This window comes from Salipaludibacillus neizhouensis, from assembly GCF_002886185.1.
GTDB lineage: Bacteria > Bacillota > Bacilli > Bacillales > Salisediminibacteriaceae > Salipaludibacillus > Salipaludibacillus neizhouensis.
Genome location: NZ_KZ614147.1, coordinates 732,114 through 751,114, shown reverse-complemented (window position 1 = coordinate 751,114; position 19,001 = coordinate 732,114). Strand labels below are relative to the sequence as shown.

Here is a 19,001-nt window from a genome sequence, read left to right as displayed (position 1 = left end):
TTCTTTTACAGCCTAACCTTTAAGCAAGTCATAATATTTCTGTGTAGTTCAAGCACTGATAGTTATATAAGTGCGATAACCAGTGTTGTGCCTTCTTTGCCAAGTGTATTAACTGGTTTGATAATTGATGTGTAAAAACTGTGTTAATTAACGTAAGTTATATTCTGGCGATGCAAAGAATTCCTTTGCTAATTTTTAAACAATCGGTTCATTAAAATCACTAATCACGAATCCAATATTTGGCTATATAAATATGTTACGTGGTTCTCCGTCCATACCGATTTAGGTCTCTTAATGACATTGTAACCTCGTATGTTGCAGCCATACATGGAATAATCCGCTAATCGCAGACTCATGATTATTCCTACGTTTCTTTTCGTCTAACCTTCGCGTTTCTCGCCAGCATCTAACAAGTTTTGACGATTAGAAAAGGTGTCTTAGCATCGTAGACCAGTTCAAATAACTGAGTAAAAAACTGGTGACTAAATGAGTTAAGGCAATGGTGATAATTACCATTAATGCTTTTGCTTTAGCTCCATTTGGATTTGTTAGAAACAATTCAAATTTAAATGACTGGACCGACCACCAAACTACAGTCAGAACCATTAAACTAATTAAAATATTAAATAATGATTGCTGTCCCAGAGAATCGATCATCTTAAAACCTCCATATATCCATGAAAAAAAGAATGTTCACGTTTCTACCTTCTTGGAAAAAAGAGGCTCGTTTAAAACTGCAAAACACATAATTATAATCATAACTGATAACTGATTGCAAGGCTACTGTTTTTTTCATAATTAAAAACTAGTCACAGATAAATGTATTGAATTGTCAAAGTCCAAACTCGATCCATTGACCTAGATCTATCAAAAAATAATAACTGAATCGGTCTTAAGAGTACTGTTCACATTTTCGAGTTTTGTCAAACCTGTTTTCATTTTCACAATGCATTTTTTCACATTAAAAATGAATATCGTTGTATAAAATTCAATACCGACTGTTTTAGAGCCTAAACCTATGTATAATCAGGCATGAAACTTTAACTTTATACGTGATAAACACTGTTCTAATGGTAGGCACAGCTTTTTCAGTATCTACGCTGTCTCCGGTTATCATCATATGATTGCTTCTGAAAAATAGTATTACTAGTTAAAATGTTAGTCGTCAAGACAATAATTTGGTTACACAATTTTTATAAAAAATTTTGTAAAAAGTCTATTTTTCGACTTTTTTTTCATATACCTTGTTACTTTTCGTCGAAGATAAGTATTTTTTGTCCGTTTATGCTCATTATTACTCCTTAAGAAAAACTGCACTGCAGTCTTAAAAAGTTTTGTATTTTTTTCTAATTTGTTATCAAGGAAGGTTGTTTGTAAGAATTACCGCTCGCTTTCCGTGGATGATCCGCGAGCCTCCTCGAGCAAATGAACGCTCTGCGGGGTCTCCCCACAGGAGGCTGAAGCATTGCCCGCGGAAAGCGTCCGCCTAGAGCGGATTCGAGTACCTCTGTTCGAAAGCATAAAACAATCTCCAAAAAAAACACTGAAAAAGTCCACATCGACTTTTTCAGTATCCTCGCCATTTACCCACCCACACTATTTAGTTAAAAGATGGCATCCAATTGTATTGATTGAAGATGTCCAATAAAAGATTAGGTGCAATGCCAAGGAGAAGGACGACGGCGAGTGAGACAGTGACTACGGTTAATAGTCCTCCTGGTACGAATAACTCTTTGTCATTTGGTCGTGGCTCGGTCATAAACATTTGTTTAATAAATCCAAAATAGTAATAGAACGAAACGACGCTTGTGAGAATCATTATGATTGCGAGCCAGAGCATGTCTCCGGCCGCAGCAAGGATAAAGATGTTTACTTTCCCTATAAATCCTGCCGTTAAGGGTAATCCGCCGAGCGAAACGAGAAACACTGTCATCGCGATGGCCATGTACGGCGATCGGTAATAAAGTCCGGCAAAACTGGAGATGTCGGTCATTCCCGAATCTTCCGTAACGAGTGTGATTACCGCAAATGCACCGAGCGTCATCATTAGATAAGCTACACTATAGAATACAATTACCGTGGATGAAAAGTCGCCGAGTACCACCGCGAATGGGACGAGTAAGTACCCTGCTTGAGCGATGCCTGAATATGCCATGAGCCGCTTCACATTGTTTTGCGTAAGGGCGATGAAGTTTCCGGTAATCATCGTGATCGCAGCCATGACTGCAAGGATAAAACTCCATTCGCCATGAATTCCTTCGAAGCCAAATGCTAATGTGAAGATTCGAATGACAATTGCAAAACCCGCGAGCTTGGAAACAACCGTTAAAAAAGCAGTGACTGGCGTTGGCGAGCCTTGATAAACGTCTGGTGCCCACATGTGAAAAGGGACGATCGATATTTTAAAACCAAAGCCCACCAGCATAAATAAAAAACTCATCCCAACGAGGGCGGGATATTGCTGAAATAAAACTGGCATCGCCTGGCCAATCTCCACTAAACTCGTGGATCCAGTGAGACCATATAAAAAAGACATTCCGTATAAAATAAACGCCGAGGCTGTTCCTCCGAGGATCACATATTTAAGCGCCGCTTCCGTTGAATGGCGATGATGCTTTTTGAAGCCAGCCAACACGTAGGAGGAGATGCTTAAAATTTCAAGTCCGATAAATAGGGTGATCAAGTCTGCCGATGAGACCATGAGCATCGCTCCCAAAGCCGCAAACATCATGATCGAATAATACTCTCCTTGATACACTTCCGGATTGCGGTCGAGGTAGTACATGCTGATCATGATGACCATCGCTACCCCAATTAAAATAATGAGCTTGAACAACCTCGCGAATGGATCAACAAGAAACAAGTCACCAATCGAACCTCCACCTGGATTTAAAAGGATGACAAGCACCGCCGTCACGAGCAAGGACAGGACGGCGAGACGACCAATAAACGGTTTTTTTCCGTGAATGCCTGTCATGAAATCAATCGTGAAAACGAGCAATGCCAATGCGGCTAAGCTAATTTCCGGCGTCATTAAAGACCAGTCCGTTTCCAATACGATCATGGCTTTAACCTCCTATCCTCGACACGATGTCGATTACTGTGGTGTTGATGACGTCACTGAGAATATGAGGGTACACGCCTAGAATCAAACTCAAAGCCAGGAGTCCTACCATTGGAACATATTCCATCGGACGAGCATCCGGAAGGTTCATAAATTTTTCCTTGATTGGTCCAAAGGTCGTTCGTTGCATCGCCCAAAGAAGATAGGCTGCTGTAAGAATGATTCCAATTCCAGCGATAATTCCAATTGTCATTGCCGCTGGAATCAAGTCTGCCGAGGCACCGAAAATTCCGATAAACGCCAGTAATTCACTGACAAAACCAGATAATCCCGGAAGCCCAATTGAAGCCATAGCTGCTGCTAGCATGAACCCGGCTAAAATAGGCACTGATTTCGAGAGACCTCCCATTTCGGAAATTGTCCGTGTTTTCGTCCGTTCATACATCGCTCCGACCATAAAGAACAGCAAGGCGGAAATGAATCCGTGCGAGACCAATTGGAAGACCGCCCCTTGCATGCCGGAGTGCGTAAACGAAGCAATCCCCAACAGTACAATGCCCATGTGGCTAATGCTGGAGTAAGCTACCAGGGCTTTTAAATCGGTTTGAACGAGGGCCAGTAATGCCCCGTAAATAATGTTGATCAGCCCAAGGATCGCGATCAGCGTTGCGAATTTCGCTGCTTGATCAGGCAGAATTCCAAAGCCTGCGCGAATCAAGCCGTAACCCCCCATTTTCAGCAAGATACCTGCTAAGATCATACTGACCGCGGTTGGCGCCTCTACGTGCGCGTTCGGAAGCCATGTATGGAAAGGAAAAACCGGCAGCTTGATTGCAAACGCAACGAGCAATCCTAGAAAAAGTGCGGCTTTCACTCCTTCTGACAGTACCTCAGGATTTGCGGGATTAGCGAAAATTTCGGCGAGCCGGATCATACTGAACGAGGTTCCTTGAAAGTTCATAGCCTCTGCACCCTTTGTAAAAATAGCAAGGAACGTCATGAACATGATGCCACTGCCAATTCCTGTATAAAGTAAAAACTTGAAAGATGCGTACGACCTCATTTTTCCGCCCCAAATACCGATGAGGAAAAACATCGGGACAAGTGTGAGCTCGAAAAACAGGAAGAATAAAAACATATCCAGTGCAACGAAAACACCGAGCATGCCTGAGAGTAAAATTAACGTCCAAATATAAAACTCTTTGACTCTTTTTTCAATCGAAAACGAAGCAAAGATTGATAGCGTAGTCACGAGGGTTGTCAGCAGCAGCAACGGCATCGACAATCCATCGATGCCAATTTCAAAATTAATTTGTAAAAAACCTAGGTCAAACCACGGCAGTGTCGTTCCGTTTTGAATACCAGAAACTCCGCGATCAAAACCTCCCCAAATGATCACGGTTAAAATAAGTGCCATTCCTGAGACAATTGTCGCGAGCGAGCGAATGACATTGACGTTTTCTTTCGGAATTGTAAAAAGCAAGATCGCTCCGATTAACGGAAGAAAGACGAGCCAAATCAGCATGTTTGCCATCATCCAAAATACCCCCTTACTGCGAAGGCGAGTCCTATAACTACCATTCCACCAAAAACGGTCACGAGCCCGTACGTTTGTAATTGCCCGTCTTGATGTTTGCCCATCGCTTTTCCTGAGCGACTTGTTAAAGATCCGATCAGAGTAATGACCCCGTCAACAATCGTTTTATCCATCTCCCATAATAAGAGACTGATTTCTTTCGTTGGACGGACGAATACAGCCAAGTAAATGTCGTCAAGATAATAGTTGTTCTGAAATAGCTTGTGTATCGATGGTGCTTTGCTGGAAAAGAAATCTTCTCTAATAAATCCCTTCACGTACATCGCCCAGGCTAACGAAATTCCCGCAACCGCCACAGCTACGGATAAAAATGCTAACCAAAGTGCCCCGTGAGGCTGTGTGCCGACATTCAAGCCTGCGGTTAGAAATGCTTCCAGCTGATGGCCGAGAAACGGCGCATTGATAAACCCGGCAATTACTGCTAAAACAGCCAGCACCATTAACGGAAATGTCATCAAACCTGCGTTTTCTCTAGGTTCGTTCTCAGGTACTTCCTGATGGTTCGGATACACTTTTCTCTCTTCATAACCTGCATCTAATCCTACTTCAGCCGATTGTGTTGCCTCCCATGCGGCTTGTTCATTAAACGTTTCTTCGGTCGGATCATTTAAATCTCCGCCCTTAAACTCCCCCGTGAAAGTTTTAAAGAATAAACGAAACATATAAAATGCGGTCAAAAATGCGGTAACAAGTGCAATCAGAAACAAGAATCCATCTCCATTTATCAAGGTTGAGGCAAGGATTTCTTCTTTGCTCCAGAAACCAGCTAACGGGAATATCCCTGCGATTGCAAGTGATCCAATCAAAAATGTAACGGACGTAACCTTCATTTTCCCCCATAAGCCGCCCATATCACGGATATCCTGCCGATGGTGCACGGCAAATATGACACTACCTGCTCCAAGGAACAGCAACGCTTTGAAAAAGGCATGTGTCATGAGATGAAACAACCCCGCTACATAGCCAGCCGTCCCTAATGCAAGAATCATAAATCCCAACTGACTGATTGTCGAGTATGCGAGAATTCGTTTTATATCGTTATTGACCAACGCCATCGTTGCGGCAAATAGTGCAGTGAGCGCACCTGTGTAGGCCACGACGGTCATCGCTGTCGAGGACGCTAAAAATAATGGATACATGACACCTATCAAGTACACACCCGCGGCAACCATGGTCGCGGCATGAATCAAAGCACTAACCGGTGTTGGCCCCTCCATGGCGTCCGGCAGCCAGACGTGAAGTGGGAATTGCGCCGATTTTCCGACTGCTCCTAAGAAAATGAGCAGAGCAATCGTTGTTATCATGGGTGCGCTTAGTTGATCCATCTCAACCGCTGTGTAAATTTCTGCATAGTTGAAGCTTCCTACTCGGTTAAATAGAAGAACTAGCCCGATTAATAGCCCAACATCCCCAATTCTGGTGATGAGAAAAGCTTTTTTAGCCGCAGCTGCTGCCTCTGGCTTGAAATACCAGAAACCTACGAGTAAGAAGGAACATAAGCCGACGAGCTCCCAGAAAATAAATAATTGCAAGATATTTGGTGCTAAAACAAGCCCTAGCATCGAAAAGGAAAATAACCCTAAATAAGCGAAAAATACATGAATTCGGTCGTCTTCCTTCATATACTCTTTAGAGAAAATATGGACAACCAAACTGACGAGAGTGACGACGATGAGCATCATCGCATTTAATGCTGTGACTTCATACCCCATCGTGACCACATTTTCTCCGACCGTCATCCAGTTTAAAACATAGGTGTATGTTTCTCCTCCAATTCGTTCAAGCAAGACGAGTACTGATAGAAGAAACGAAAGAGCCAATCCGGCTATGCCAATATAGGCTACTTTCTCTTTCAAAACTCGTCCAGCGACTAATAGAATCAAGAAGGTGATAAGAGGAAAAACCGGGATTAACCAGGCATAGTGCATCATACCAACCCCTTTCTCTTTTAAAATACCGTGACACATTGCGGTGTTTTAGTGCTCACAGATTAGTGCCAGATGCTCATTTTCCGCTCTTCTCGCGCATAAGCAGAGGGCGCAGCGCATTTCGACCGGCCACTTTGCGCATTCATCTCTTCCACTCGCTCATTACTCCACCTGGTAAATCTACCACCTCAATAAATCATGCTTCAAAACGTCGATCGAGTTTCGATTTCGGTAAAGGGCGATGAGAATCGCCAGGGCGACTGCTGCTTCGGCGGCGGCTACGGTAATGACGAACAAGGTGAATACTTGCCCGGTAATGTTTGCGAATGGCCCGATAGCCGAGAAAGCGACGAGATTTATATTGACGGCATTTAGCATTAATTCAATGCTGGCGAGAACGATGACCAGATGTCTTCTCGTCAGGACGCCATAAAGTCCGATGCAAAACAGGATTGCTGCGAGAGCAAGAAAAAGTGTAATCGAGACCATTTAGTCGGCCTCCTTTCTGGCAATAACCACCGCTCCGATAAGAGCAGAAGTTAGTAAAAATGCCGAACCGATAAAGGCGATGAAATAATGACCGTATAACTCGAGTCCAATTATTTCCGCACTGCCGACATACGGTTCGCCGCTATTTGGCAAGTCTGCAGTAACAATCGCATAGAGCATAAAAGCGAGTAAGAATCCTACTCCGACAAAACCAAGGATTTGTTGTGTTTTTCTTGGGTCAGGTCCAAAGCCAACATTCCGGTGTTCGGTCATCATCATACCGAAGACAAACAGGATTGTAATCGCGCCTACGTAAACCATGATTTGAACGATGCCGATAAACTCAGCTCCGAGTAAAAAGTAAATGGCTGCTACGGCGAAAAAACTGAAGGCCATGGCGACAACCCGATGCGCGATCCGCTCTAAGGCCATAATCAGTACGGCACTAATAATGGCGATGAGAGCAAAAACAATAAAGAAGAACATTTGCGCGTTCACAGCTTGTCACCTCTTTCCGCCTGCCCCTCGTCAGACTTTCGAGGTGATTCATCTGGTTTGGAAGATGCTTCATTTGTTTCATGTTTTGTCTCTTTCGTTGTTTCCGCTGGTATCTCTGGTTCTTTTTTTCCTTCAACGGCCTCCTTTTCCGTGGTAGAAGGGATCATTTTTGTTTTTGCTTCGTTAGCATCCTCCTTTGTTTGGGAAGATGTTTTGGCATCCGCCTGAGGAGCGGGTTTGGTTGAAGCTGCTTCGTCTTGCTTCGGAGTTGCTTTTACTTGGGCTCGTGACTGCGTTGCAGGATCGGTTGCTTCTGTTTTCTCCGTCGTCTTGGTTTGGTTCGCTCTGGCTTCTGCTTTGGCTTTGGCCTTGGCTTCTTTGGCGGCTTTTTCTTGGGCTTCGGCTTCTGGGTCGGGTTCGGTGTAGTTGCCGGGTTCGTGATTGTCGGTGAGCCATGTGATGTCTTTGAAGTGTGCGGCTCGGTTAAATTCGCTTAAGTTGTCGTATCGGGCGGTCATGACGATGGCGTCGGTTGGGCATACTTCGGTGCAGAAGTCGCAGAGTATGCAGCCTTGGAAGTCGATGTTGTAGGTGTCGATGATTTTCTTTTTTGGGTTGTCTTTGTCTTTTTTACCGGTTAGTGTGATGACGTCGGTTGGGCAAATTTTGACACACAGGTCACAGACGATGCATTTGTCTGGGAAAAACCGTTGGATGCCGCGAAATCGTTCTGGCATGTTTACTTTTTCTTCCGGGTATTGGATGGTAATGTTTTTTTTGGTGAAGTAGTTTAGGGTTACGCCAAATCCTTTTAAGAGTCGAAACATGTTATCCCCCCATCCACACTTTGATGATTGATGTTATGACGATGTTCAACAGGGCTAGCGGGATGAGTACTTTCCAGCCAAAGTTCATGAGGTGGTCGACGCGGGCCCGTGGGAGGGTGGCGCGTAACCAGTACCATCCGAACATGAAGGCGGCCATCTTCAGGAGGAACCAGATGATTCCTGGCAAAAAGGCTGGCCCTAGCCATCCGCCGAAGAAGAGGATGGTCGCGAGTGCTGAGATGGCGATGGCGTATGTGTACTCTGCTAGCATGAAGAAGGCGAATCTGAATCCTGAGTATTCGGTGTGATAGCCTGAGACGAGTTCGGATTCTGCTTCTGGCAGGTCAAATGGTGAGCGGTTCAATTCTGCGATGGATGAGATGAAGTAGACGATGAATGCGAGAAATTGTGGAATGATGAACCAGATTCCGATGCTTTCCTGGTAGCCGACGATGTCTCGTAGGTTGAGTGAGCCGACAAGGACGATGATCCCAAGGACGGATAAGACGAGCGGTATTTCATAGCTGACCATTTGGGCGATTCCGCGTATCGATCCGAGCAAGGAGTATTTGTTGTTTGAACTCCATCCTCCCATGAGTACGCCGAGCATGGTGATAGACGATACTCCGAGGATGTACAGGATACCGATGTTCAGGTCTGCGCCGCTGAGGTTTTCGGTAAATGGCAGGACGGCAAAGACGGCGAATGCTGGTGCGAATGCCAGGACTGGTGCTAAAACGAAGATTTTTTTATCGGCTTCGTTTGGGATAATGTCTTCTTTCATGAGTAGTTTGGTGACGTCTGCGATGGTTTGCAGTAATCCCCATGGTCCGTGTCTGTTTGGCCCCGGGCGAAGTTGCATATAGCCGATGACTTTCCGTTCGAAAAGAATAGCAAAGGTGACGCCACCAAGAAGGAGGTTCATGACGATTCCGGCGTACACCACCATCAGGATTACGTCCACTACGCATCTACCTCCCCTAGTACGACATCGAGACTTCCGAAGATCGCGACGAGGTTTTGGATGGATTCTCCTTTGAGCAAATCTTGCAGGATGGATACGTTGACGAATGACGGCCGTCTGAGTTTGATTCGATACGGTTTATTTGTTCCGTTGCTCACGGCATACACGCCGATTTCGCCTTTGGACGCTTCCACTCGTCGGTATACTTCGCCGGCGGGCGGTTTGATCATCATGATTCGTTTGCCTTTTTTCGTGATGATTTCTCCTTCTGGAATTTGTTCACAGGCCTGCTCAATAATCCGCAAGGACTGAAACATTTCAGCGACGCGTACTTTATACCTGGCGTAAACGTCCCCTTCTTTTTCGGTAGGGATATCGAAATCGAATCGGTCATAAATACAATATGGCGCTGTTTTACGAAGATCGATGTTGACGCCACTGCCTCGCGCAATGGGGCCGGATAATCCCCAATTGATCACTTTTTCTTTGGAAAGGATCCCGACTCCAATTGTTCGTGCTTGAAAAATTTCGTTTCCGGTGACGAGTGTGTGAAATTCCTGGATATTCTCATGAAGTTCTTTTACAGTTTCTTGGACCTTGGCGAGCCATCCATCCGGGGCGTCCCATTTTACGCCGCCGATTCGGTGATAGGTAAAAGTCATTCTTGCCCCGCTTATTTCGTTCAATCGGTCAAGAATCGTTTCCCGATCGCGGAATGCATAGAGAAACGGGCTCATTGCGCCGATATCGAGTAGGTACGTTCCCCACCAGACGAGGTGACTGGCGATTCGATTCAGCTCCATTGTAATCACTCGTAAATACTCCGCCCGTTCGGGAATTTCCCATTCTAATAATTCTTCTATGGCGGAACAATAAATGTAATTGTTCGTCATTGCGTTCATGTAGTCGAGTCTGTCAGTGTAAGGGATAAACTGTGTATACAGGAAATTCTCTGCTAGTTTTTCGGTTCCGCGGTGAAGGTAGCCCATTACTGGTTCCGCGTTCACGATATGTTCTCCGTCGACTTCGAGTTTGAGGCGGAAAACTCCGTGGGTACTTGGGTGTTGCGGTCCCATATTGAGCGTCATTGTTTCTGTTTTCAACTCTGACATTTATTACGCACCCCCTTTTGAAAAAGCTGTTGAAGTTGAATAATAGGTGAATTTAAGTTGAGTAGGTTTTTTCATGCGTTCGATTCGTGACGAGCAAGATTTTTGATTTTTTGCCAATTACGCTTTAATCCAAGCCTAGTGCTTTTTTATCGGTGACATAATCTTTGCGCAGCGGGTGTCCTTCCCACTCATCCGGGAGCAAAATTCGTTTTAAATTCCAGTGACCTGTAAAGTCGATTCCCATCAAATCATAGATTTCGCGTTCCATGTAATCGGCTGCTTTATAGACTGGCTCGAGTGAGATGATGACCGGATTTCCCCTGGGCGTTTTCACTTTTACATAAAGGTAGTGGTCTAACGTCGTTGAGTAGAAATTGTAGATTACTTCCATATGCTCCTCGTAATCGATCGCGGAGACACAGGACAGGAAGTCGAATTGAAGGAATTCATCCGTACGAAGGACGTTTACAGTGTTGAGATCCCAGTTTTGGGAAGCAAGGATAATCATTGGTTTGTGAAAATTTAGTTTTGCTTCTTCGATCGTATCTGCTCCCTGAAGGGTGTTGATTTTTTCGGCAATGAGATCAAGCAGTTCCTGACTCATCCTTTCAACACCCGCTCTCCTTTTGCTTCGAGACGAATTTTCTGCCGCAGTTTTTCAACACCGTCTAACAGGGCTGGCGGTGTTGGTGGACACCCAGACACATAAACATCGACTGGCACAATTTTATCGACACCGTTCAAGACACTGTAGGCTTCTTTGTACGGCCCGCCACAGGTTGCACAGGACCCCATCGCAATTACCCATTTTGGCTCGGGCATTTGGTCATACAGTGTTCGGAGTACGGGAGACATCTTTGCGGTGACGGTTCCGGCTACGATCATCACATCGGCATGTCGCGGAGATGCCCGGAAAATAACGCCGAAGCGGTCAAAATCGTATCTGCTCCCTCCTGTTCCCATCATTTCAATCGCACAGCAAGCAAGTCCAAATGATAATGGCCAAAACGACCTTGTTCTCGACCAGGCTTTTAACTGATCGACTTTTGTGAAAAACACGCTCTTTTTTACGTCTTCAAGAAGTCTTCGATCATACTCTTCCGACTGGTCAAAGCCTTTTATCCCTTTTAGTTCCATTCTAGCACCTTCTTTTTCCAAGAATAGGCGAGCCCGAGCGCTAATATTGCGATGAAGATGAGCATCATATTGAGTCCCACCCATCCTAGCTGATAAAGTACAACTGCCCACGGATACATGAAAACGGTTTCAACATCGAAAATGATAAATTCAAGCGCGATAATGTAGTAGGCTACATGGTATCGAACTTGAGCATCTCCTTCCGGTTTGATCCCACTCTCATAAGGTGAGGTCTTAGCCGGATACGGATTGTGAGGCCTGACGAATCTTCCAAACGTTAAAGCAACCACTGGAAGTGCAATTCCGAGCAAAATAAATATCAAAACAAGCAGATAGTTATCATAGTAAACTCCCAGCTGCATACCTTCACTCCCTCCCGTTTAACAATATGAAATTAACGAACTTTTCCAACTCTCACCCAAAGTATACCAAAGCAAAGAAAATTTTGTCTATATTATTCTCAATTATCAGATATTTATTTCGTCAATGTTATTCCCAGTGTCTTAATCCTTGCTGTCGATACCTTTCGGGTGTCTTCCCATTTGCTTTTATATCTAAGTTCTATTGTTCTTTTAATGCTTATGGATAAATCCTAATTAAATGAATGATTTTATTTTCTAAGTAGGTTTCTGGAGAAGGCTAATTTAGGTAGGGGGTCTTAATTGGAGAATAGTTATGGTTCCGGGTATTTTGCAGCGCTATGAAGTTAATAGTAATTGATAGAACTTCCAACATTATGAGAGATATTAATTATGTGGTTATTTTCGCTCTATTTCCAGGGTTTTCGGTTGATTTGCAAGTCGTATCGCCTAGCGATATGGCTTGCATATAGAGAATTTCCCCCAGGTAGGCAGAAGCTTCAAGTGGGCTAACTTTTCAGATAATGATCGTGTGCGGAGGCTTTCATTTATCTGCTTCTTCCGGTTATTCGCCGCATGAGATTGTTTGTTGCTTCCTCAACTAGCTTAGCGTCTTCTCACTTTTTCGAACATTTTCTATGTAACCAATAACGTTTACGATAATAGCTTGATTTGAAAGGAATTAAATAGATTCCTTTTATCTCGACAACTAGTAACAACATATTTCCCGGAAAATAATGTTCGATGTTTTTCTTGCCAATGTCTGTCGGTTATAGTAATATTTTGGTAAGCGAATTGACACTTTTGCTTCGTTTTTTCTCACCTTCTCTTTTACATTCTATCTTTATTCATCTAGTAATTACCTCTTACTTTCTATCTTTTCTACATATTTGAATCGCTCTTCTATCCTTCCTTTTAATTCTTCAATTCAATCGATCGTTTAATGTGTGTGTACCACTATTACAGCAGTCTGTAGAAAACTTGGATTCCTAATTAAGTAGTCCTAATTTCTTTATTTGCCGTTTGCTGCAATTGAATAACTATACTTTGTGTTGGTCTATCGTCACATAACTCTATTTGTGTTGGTTTTTCTATGCAAAACAATTATATTATGAATTAGGAGATGGTATAATGCCTCACGTAAATCGCCGATGGCAAAAAAGTTATTATTATCATATTACTAGTCGTTCTAACTGGAAGGAGCCTTTATTCAGATCAGACGATGATTTTGTTTATTTCCTTCAACTGCTAGATGAAGCAAACAAAAAGTATCCTTTTCAATTAGTATCTTATGTATTAATGAAAACTCACTTTCATTTGTTGCTGTTCTCAAATACTCAAAGCTATTCTAATATTATGTTTTTGGAAAAAAAGAAGTATGCCACCTTTTTCAATAAAAAATATAATACCCGCGGTCATTTGTTTGAGAAACGCTTTTTTGCTAAACCGGCTTCGACTCCTCGCACACTACTCCACATGAGTCGCTACATTCACTTTAATCCTGTTGAAATCCACTCCGTTGAATCTCCGAAAGATTATCAATGGAGTAGTTATCCTCTATTCATTCAATCCAGTGAAAATTCACTAACACCCCCCTACATCAACTTTACCCCATTATTACGCTCTTTTACTGGTACCTATCATCAACGAAAAATGCAGTATATTCAATGGTGCAACACAAATTAATACGTATTTTTAGTTATTAATGAAAAATGGTTTTGGGTAATTATCATTTGGTTTGATGTTTCAGTAGCTGTATATTCCGCAAAGAGCTAATTAGATTGATTAATAGTTATTGACTGATTAGTTTTTTAGAGCGATTTTAAACTTTCTGTTTACTCGCTTATGCTCTTGTTTTCGACGCGCTACTTTTGTAGGTGCTACCGGGGTAGCAATGTTTTCTCCGACGAGTAACCGCAGGAGCGCATACCTCTTTTTTCGACTTCCAAACTCTCTTATCCTCGCTTATGCTCTTGTTTTTAACGTGCTACTTTTGTAGGTGCTACGCCAGTAGCACCTACCTCTTTTTTCAGCTTTCAACCTCTCTTATACTCGCTTATGCTCTCATTTTCAACGTGCTACTTTTGTAGGTGCTACCTCGGTAGCACCTACCTCTTTTTCCAACACTCAACCTCCTTTATCCTCGCTTATGCTCTCGTTTTTAACGTGCTACTTTTGTAGGTGCTACCCCGGTAGCACCTACCTCTTTTTCCAACACTCAACCTCCTTTATCCTCGCTTATACTCTGGTTTTCTACGTGCTACTTTTGTAGGTGCTACAACGGTAGCACCTACCTCTTTTTCCAACACTCAACCTCCTTTATCCTCGCTTATGCTCTGGTTTTCTACATGCTACGTTTGTAGGTGCTACGCCAGTAGCACCTACCGCACCCACCCCCACTTCAAAAAAAACACCAAAAAAACCCCGAATGCGCTCTAAGGCGCCGGGGGTCAAACAACAACACTAAATTTTATTCTGAGAAACTTCTAAACGGTTGATGGCTCGCTTGAGGGCGAGTTCAGCACGATTGAAGTCGAGGTTGTCTTTTTTGGCTTGCTCGAGTCGGCGTTCGGCGCGTTCTTTTGCTGCGCGTGCTCGTGCGACATCGATACTAGTTGGTACTTCTGCGGATTCTGCAAGGATGTTTACTTCGTCACCGCGGACTTCCATGATGCCACCGCTGACTGCGATAAGTTCTACTTTATTGTTTAATTTAATACGGATTGCACCGATGGCAAGTGGTGTTACCAAGGGGATGTGATCCGGTAAAATACCAAGATCGCCCGCTTGTGTTTTCGCGCTTACCATTTCTACTTGTCCGCTAAATACACTGCCATCAGGAGTAACGACATTGGTTTGCATCGTTTTCATGATTCACCCTCCTTAGGAAAGAGAATATTCACCCGCAGGATAAGCCAGGATTCGAGAGGGATCCCCTTTTATTTTTCAATAAGGGGGATGCTCTTGCCAAGGTTATCTTGAAGCGATTTCGCTTCCTATTGCATTTACTTTGCTGCTTTCTCTAAAACTTCTTCGATACGGCCGACTAATCGGAAAGCATCTTCTGGTACGTCGTCGTGTTTTCCATCGAGAATTTCACGGAAGCCTTTGATCGTTTCTTGTACAGGTACATACGATCCAGTTTGACCAGTGAATTGTTCTGCCACGTGGAAGTTTTGAGATAAGAAGAATTGAATACGACGCGCACGGCTAACCGTTTGCTTGTCTTCTTCGGAGAGCTCATCCATACCGAGAATGGCAATGATATCTTGTAGCTCTTTGTATTTTTGTAGTGTAACCTGAACTTCACGGGCTACTGCATAGTGCTCTTCGCCAACAATTTCTGGTGAGAGGGCACGTGATGTAGAAGCAAGTGGATCCACGGCTGGGTAGATACCCATTTCCGAAAGTTTACGCTCAAGGTTTGTTGTTGCGTCTAAGTGAGCGAAAGTTGTTGCTGGTGCAGGGTCTGTATAGTCATCCGCAGGAACGTAAATCGCCTGGATGGATGTAACAGAACCTTTCTTTGTAGATGTTATTCGCTCTTGAAGCTGACCCATTTCCGTGGACAGGGTTGGTTGGTAACCAACGGCTGAAGGCATACGTCCGAGTAGCGCGGATACTTCCATACCTGCTTGTGTGAAACGGAAAATGTTGTCGATGAAAAGAAGTACGTCTGCGCCTTTTACATCACGGAAATGTTCCGCCATTGTAAGGCCTGTTAGGGCAACACGCATACGCGCTCCAGGTGGCTCGTTCATTTGACCGAAAACCATCGCTGTTTTAGCGATAACACCAGAGTCCTTCATTTCATAGTAAAGGTCATTACCTTCACGAGTACGCTCTCCAACACCGGCGAATACGGAAATACCACCGTGTTCTTGTGCGATGTTGTTGATTAATTCTTGAATTAAAACAGTTTTACCTACACCGGCTCCACCGAAAAGGCCGATTTTTCCACCTTTTACGTATGGTGCAAGAAGATCTACTACTTTAATTCCTGTTTCCAGGATTTCTGTTTGTGTAGAAAGTTCCTCATAAACAGGTGCTTCACGGTGAATTGGATCACGTTGTACATCTGTTGCGATTGCTTCATCTAAGTCAATGTTTTCCCCTAATACGTTGAAGACACGACCAAGTGTTGCATCACCTACTGGGACAGTAATTGGCTCTCCCTTGTCGAAGACTTCCATTCCACGAACGAGTCCGTCAGTAGAAGCCATAGCGATTGTACGAACTGTATCGTCCCCTAGATGAAGAGCAACCTCTAATGTCAGGTCGATATCTACTTCACCTGAAGACTGTGCTTTGCGTTCAATATTAATAGCATTATATATCTTAGGAAGCTGGCCTCGTTCGAATTGAACGTCGACAACTGGACCAGTTACTTGAGTGACGCGTCCTTTATTCATCTTCTTTCCTCCTTACTTCATAACTGCTAGAGTGCTTTAGTTTTGTGCAGAAGCTCCACTAACAATTTCATTGATTTCTTGCGTGATTGCAGCTTGTCTAGCACGGTTGTATTTCAATGTAAGTTCACCAATCATGTTGTCTGCATTGTCTGTAGCAGAACGCATGGCTGACATTCTTGCACCGAATTCACTCGCTTTTCCGTCTAATAATGCGCCGAAAATAAGTGTTTCTGCGTAATGCGGAAGGAGTTGGTTAAGAATCGTTTCTGCATCGGGTTCGTAAATGTAATCACTTTTCGGTGCAGCTTCTTTCGCTTCTCCTGATTCTACTACTTCATCAAAATCTGTAAGTGGCAAAAGTTTGGTTTCGGTAACTTGGAAACTCATCGCACTAATAAAGTGGTTAAAGTGGACATAGACTTCGTCAAAGAGACCATCTTCAAACATTTGAACCGTTGTTGATGCTATATTTTTAATATCACTGTATTCAGGCTGATCAGCAACACCGATAATTTCCTGAAAAATCGGCATGTTGCGCTTTTTGAAAAAATCTCGTCCGACTTTTCCCATCACGATAATACCGTACTCATCTGGTGAGGAATGTCGTTTATTGATTAATTTCAATGTTTCTCGAAGAAGTCCACTATTATATGCACCACATAGACCTTTGTCTGCTGTGATAACAATATAAGCTGTCTTCTTTATCTCATCCCTTGCTTCAAGCATTGGATGGGATACGCCGTCGGATCCAGATGCGATACTTACTACAACTTCACGAATTTTTTCTATATAAGGCTGGAATGCTTCGGCTTTCCCTTGAGCTTTATTAAGCTTTGCGGCTGAAACCATTTCCATCGCCTTCGTGATTTGTTTCGTTTTCTTTGTGGACCCAATTCTTGTCTTTATATCTTTTAAAGAGGCCATCGTTCTTCACCACCTTCTATTGAAAAGCACAGCGCCAGAACAAGCGGCAAGACTTTGCGTTTTGCTAAGAGTGAGAAAGAAAGATAACTCAAAGCTTTCTTCTCACACTTGTGACATATCGTCTTTCGCTGGCAGGCGCTAAATGGTCTGCTTTTCGTTTTAATACTCTATTTTAAATGACTTATTTAGACTGGAAAGTTTTCTTAAAGCTTTCGACTGCTCCACTCATTTCATCAGCGTCAGCAAGTGCACCCGACTTTTTGATTTGAGCTAAAAGCTCCTTGTTGTTATGCTCTAAGTACGTATGCAATTCGGATTCAAATCGGCTGATATCTTCCACTGGTACATCGTCTAAGAAGCCTTTTGTCAATGCGTAAAGAATGAACACTTGTTTTTCAACAGCAAGTGGTTGGTGAAGTCCTTGTTTTAACACTTCAACCGTTCGTGCACCACGGTTCAGCTTCGCTTGTGTAGAGGCATCTAAGTCGGAACCGAATTGTGTAAATGCTTCCAGTTCACGGAAAGATGCTAAATCTAAACGAAGTGTACCGGCAACTTTTTTCATTGCTTTAATTTGTGCAGAACCACCTACTCGGGATACGGAAAGACCTGCGTCGATCGCTGGTCGAACACCCGCGAAGAAAAGGTTTGATTGAAGGAAAATCTGTCCGTCCGTAATCGAAATTACGTTCGTAGGAATATAAGCTCCAATGTCCCCTGCCTGTGTTTCAATGAATGGGAGGGCTGTTAACGAGCCTGCTCCTTTGTCATCACTTAGCTTCGCTGCGCGCTCAAGTAAACGGGAGTGAAGATAGAAGACATCCCCTGGGAATGCTTCCCGGCCTGGTGGACGACGAAGTAATAATGATAGTTCACGATAAGCAGATGCTTGTTTCGTTAAATCATCATAGATAACTAGGACGTGTTTACCATTGTACATAAATTCTTCACCCATTGTTACACCTGCATACGGTGCTAGGAAAAGAAGTGGTGCTGGCTGAGATGCACTAGCTGTTACAACAATTGTATAGTCTAAAGCACCGTGCTGACGGAGAGTATCTACCACTCCAGCAACCGTTGATTCTTTTTGACCAATCGCAACATAAATACAAATCATGTCTTCTTCTTTTTGATTGATGATTGTATCAATCGCAATAGCTGTTTTACCTGTTTGGCGGTCTCCGATAATTAACTCACGTTGACCACGACCGATTGGAATAAGCGCATCGATCGCTTTAATACCTGTTTGAAGTGGCTCGTGAACCGACTTACGGTCCATAACACCTGGTGCTTGTCCTTCAATTGGACGAGTTTTAGATGTACCAGTTGGTCCCAAGCCGTCTAACGGCTGTCCAAGTGGATTTACCACGCGGCCAAGTAGTTCTTCACCGACAGGAACTTCCATAATACGTCCAGTTCGACGCACTTCGTCCCCTTCTCGGATATCTCTAAATGGACCAAGAATGATAATACCTACAGTGTTTTCTTCTAAGTTCTGTGCCATTCCCATGACACCATTTGAAAATTCAAGTAACTCACCGGCCATCGCGTTCTCAAGTCCGTGAGCCACTGCGATTCCGTCCCCGACACGGATGACGGTACCTACATCGTTAACTTCAATCTCGGATTGATAGCCTTCGATCTGCTTTTTTAACAGAGAGCTAATTTCATCGGCTCTGATGCTCATTTC

Annotated in this window: 16 protein-coding genes and 1 pseudogene; 1 reads left to right on the top strand and 16 read right to left on the bottom strand. The window is 43.6% G+C overall.

The window, feature by feature from the left end:
* Window positions 1-423 precede the first annotated feature (423 nt).
* The 12 genes and pseudogenes from CEF18_RS20485 to CEF18_RS20430 all read right to left on the bottom strand — a co-directional run bounded on the left by CEF18_RS20485 (window position 424) and on the right by CEF18_RS20430 (window position 11,978).
* On the bottom strand, window positions 424-657 hold the full coding sequence (locus tag CEF18_RS20485; RefSeq protein ID WP_110938359.1) for a DUF1146 domain-containing protein: 234 nt from the start codon (window positions 655-657) through the stop codon (window positions 424-426).
* A gap of 943 nt (window positions 658-1,600) precedes the next feature.
* The gene (locus CEF18_RS20480; protein ID WP_110938358.1) at window positions 1,601-3,064 is read right to left on the bottom strand and encodes an NADH-quinone oxidoreductase subunit N; all 1,464 of its coding nucleotides are present in this window, start codon (window positions 3,062-3,064) and stop codon (window positions 1,601-1,603) included.
* 4 nt (window positions 3,065-3,068) lie between these two features.
* Window positions 3,069-4,601, bottom strand: coding sequence for a complex I subunit 4 family protein (locus CEF18_RS20475; protein WP_183040954.1), 1,533 nt, complete (start codon window positions 4,599-4,601; stop codon window positions 3,069-3,071).
* Entirely contained in the window at window positions 4,598-6,592 is a 1,995-nt protein-coding gene (gene nuoL, locus CEF18_RS20470; RefSeq protein WP_110938357.1) for an NADH-quinone oxidoreductase subunit L, read from the bottom strand. The genes CEF18_RS20475 and nuoL overlap by 4 nt, the downstream gene beginning before the upstream one ends.
* Window positions 6,593-6,769: 177 nt before the next feature.
* Complete coding sequence (nuoK, locus tag CEF18_RS20465) at window positions 6,770-7,078, bottom strand: NADH-quinone oxidoreductase subunit NuoK (protein ID WP_110938356.1); 309 nt, start codon at window positions 7,076-7,078, stop codon at window positions 6,770-6,772.
* Complete coding sequence (locus tag CEF18_RS20460; protein ID WP_110938355.1) at window positions 7,079-7,576, bottom strand: NADH-quinone oxidoreductase subunit J family protein; 498 nt, start codon at window positions 7,574-7,576, stop codon at window positions 7,079-7,081.
* A gap of 440 nt (window positions 7,577-8,016) precedes the next feature.
* Window positions 8,017-8,403 (bottom strand): annotated as a pseudogene (locus tag CEF18_RS26630) (NuoI/complex I 23 kDa subunit family protein); the annotation flags it as partial.
* A 1-nt stretch (window position 8,404) separates the two neighbouring features.
* A complete protein-coding gene (gene nuoH / locus CEF18_RS20450) occupies window positions 8,405-9,367 on the bottom strand; it encodes an NADH-quinone oxidoreductase subunit NuoH (protein ID WP_259457894.1) in 963 nt (320 codons plus the stop codon).
* Window positions 9,367-10,479, bottom strand: a complete 1,113-nt coding sequence (locus CEF18_RS20445; RefSeq protein ID WP_110938354.1) for an NADH-quinone oxidoreductase subunit D — start codon at window positions 10,477-10,479, stop codon at window positions 9,367-9,369. The genes nuoH and CEF18_RS20445 overlap by 1 nt, the downstream gene beginning before the upstream one ends.
* 124 nt (window positions 10,480-10,603) lie before the next feature.
* Window positions 10,604-11,083 carry an NADH-quinone oxidoreductase subunit C gene (locus CEF18_RS20440; RefSeq protein WP_110938353.1) on the bottom strand — a complete coding sequence of 160 codons (480 nt, stop codon included), beginning with the start codon at window positions 11,081-11,083 and terminating at the stop codon, window positions 10,604-10,606.
* Window positions 11,080-11,616, bottom strand: a complete 537-nt coding sequence (locus CEF18_RS20435; RefSeq protein ID WP_110938352.1) for a NuoB/complex I 20 kDa subunit family protein — start codon at window positions 11,614-11,616, stop codon at window positions 11,080-11,082. The genes CEF18_RS20440 and CEF18_RS20435 overlap by 4 nt, the downstream gene beginning before the upstream one ends.
* A complete protein-coding gene (locus CEF18_RS20430; RefSeq protein WP_110938351.1) occupies window positions 11,607-11,978 on the bottom strand; it encodes an NADH-quinone oxidoreductase subunit A in 372 nt (123 codons plus the stop codon). The genes CEF18_RS20435 and CEF18_RS20430 overlap by 10 nt, the downstream gene beginning before the upstream one ends.
* A 1,128-nt stretch (window positions 11,979-13,106) precedes the next feature.
* On the opposite strand from CEF18_RS20430, the gene CEF18_RS20425 reads away from it, so the two are divergent.
* Window positions 13,107-13,661, top strand: a complete 555-nt coding sequence (locus CEF18_RS20425) for a transposase (protein ID WP_110938350.1) — start codon at window positions 13,107-13,109, stop codon at window positions 13,659-13,661.
* Between the two features lie 777 nt (window positions 13,662-14,438).
* Here the strand turns inward: CEF18_RS20425 and CEF18_RS20420 are convergent.
* The 4 genes from CEF18_RS20420 to atpA all read right to left on the bottom strand — a co-directional run bounded on the left by CEF18_RS20420 (window position 14,439) and on the right by atpA (window position 18,998).
* Window positions 14,439-14,846, bottom strand: coding sequence for a F0F1 ATP synthase subunit epsilon (locus CEF18_RS20420; protein ID WP_110938349.1), 408 nt, complete (start codon window positions 14,844-14,846; stop codon window positions 14,439-14,441).
* A gap of 134 nt (window positions 14,847-14,980) precedes the next feature.
* Window positions 14,981-16,387 carry a F0F1 ATP synthase subunit beta gene (gene atpD / locus CEF18_RS20415; RefSeq protein ID WP_110938348.1) on the bottom strand — a complete coding sequence of 469 codons (1,407 nt, stop codon included), beginning with the start codon at window positions 16,385-16,387 and terminating at the stop codon, window positions 14,981-14,983.
* 36 nt (window positions 16,388-16,423) lie between these two features.
* Window positions 16,424-17,311, bottom strand: a complete 888-nt coding sequence (gene atpG / locus CEF18_RS20410) for an ATP synthase F1 subunit gamma (RefSeq protein ID WP_110938347.1) — start codon at window positions 17,309-17,311, stop codon at window positions 16,424-16,426.
* Between the two features lie 181 nt (window positions 17,312-17,492).
* Window positions 17,493-18,998 carry a F0F1 ATP synthase subunit alpha gene (gene atpA, locus CEF18_RS20405; protein ID WP_110938346.1) on the bottom strand — a complete coding sequence of 502 codons (1,506 nt, stop codon included), beginning with the start codon at window positions 18,996-18,998 and terminating at the stop codon, window positions 17,493-17,495.
* Window positions 18,999-19,001: the final 3 nt, after the last annotated feature.

Excerpts from the sequence above, each read along its gene's own strand:
- nuoL (WP_110938357.1), bottom strand. The coding sequence starts at position 6,592 with ATGATGCACTATGCCTGGTTAATCCCGGTTTTTCCTCTTATCACCTTC.
- CEF18_RS20480 (WP_110938358.1), bottom strand. The coding sequence starts at position 3,064 with ATGATCGTATTGGAAACGGACTGGTCTTTAATGACGCCGGAAATTAGC.
- CEF18_RS20445 (WP_110938354.1), bottom strand. The coding sequence starts at position 10,479 with ATGTCAGAGTTGAAAACAGAAACAATGACGCTCAATATGGGACCGCAA.
- atpD (WP_110938348.1), bottom strand. The coding sequence starts at position 16,387 with ATGAATAAAGGACGCGTCACTCAAGTAACTGGTCCAGTTGTCGACGTT.
- CEF18_RS20425 (WP_110938350.1), top strand. The coding sequence starts at position 13,107 with ATGCCTCACGTAAATCGCCGATGGCAAAAAAGTTATTATTATCATATT.
- atpA (WP_110938346.1), bottom strand. The coding sequence starts at position 18,998 with ATGAGCATCAGAGCCGATGAAATTAGCTCTCTGTTAAAAAAGCAGATC.
- CEF18_RS20485 (WP_110938359.1), bottom strand. The coding sequence starts at position 657 with ATGATCGATTCTCTGGGACAGCAATCATTATTTAATATTTTAATTAGT.
- CEF18_RS20440 (WP_110938353.1), bottom strand. The coding sequence starts at position 11,083 with ATGAGTCAGGAACTGCTTGATCTCATTGCCGAAAAAATCAACACCCTT.
- CEF18_RS20475 (WP_183040954.1), bottom strand. The coding sequence starts at position 4,601 with ATGATGGCAAACATGCTGATTTGGCTCGTCTTTCTTCCGTTAATCGGA.
- CEF18_RS20430 (WP_110938351.1), bottom strand. The coding sequence starts at position 11,978 with ATGCAGCTGGGAGTTTACTATGATAACTATCTGCTTGTTTTGATATTT.
- CEF18_RS20435 (WP_110938352.1), bottom strand. The coding sequence starts at position 11,616 with ATGGAACTAAAAGGGATAAAAGGCTTTGACCAGTCGGAAGAGTATGAT.
- CEF18_RS20420 (WP_110938349.1), bottom strand. The coding sequence starts at position 14,846 with ATGAAAACGATGCAAACCAATGTCGTTACTCCTGATGGCAGTGTATTT.
- atpG (WP_110938347.1), bottom strand. The coding sequence starts at position 17,311 with ATGGCCTCTTTAAAAGATATAAAGACAAGAATTGGGTCCACAAAGAAA.
- nuoK (WP_110938356.1), bottom strand. The coding sequence starts at position 7,078 with ATGGTCTCGATTACACTTTTTCTTGCTCTCGCAGCAATCCTGTTTTGC.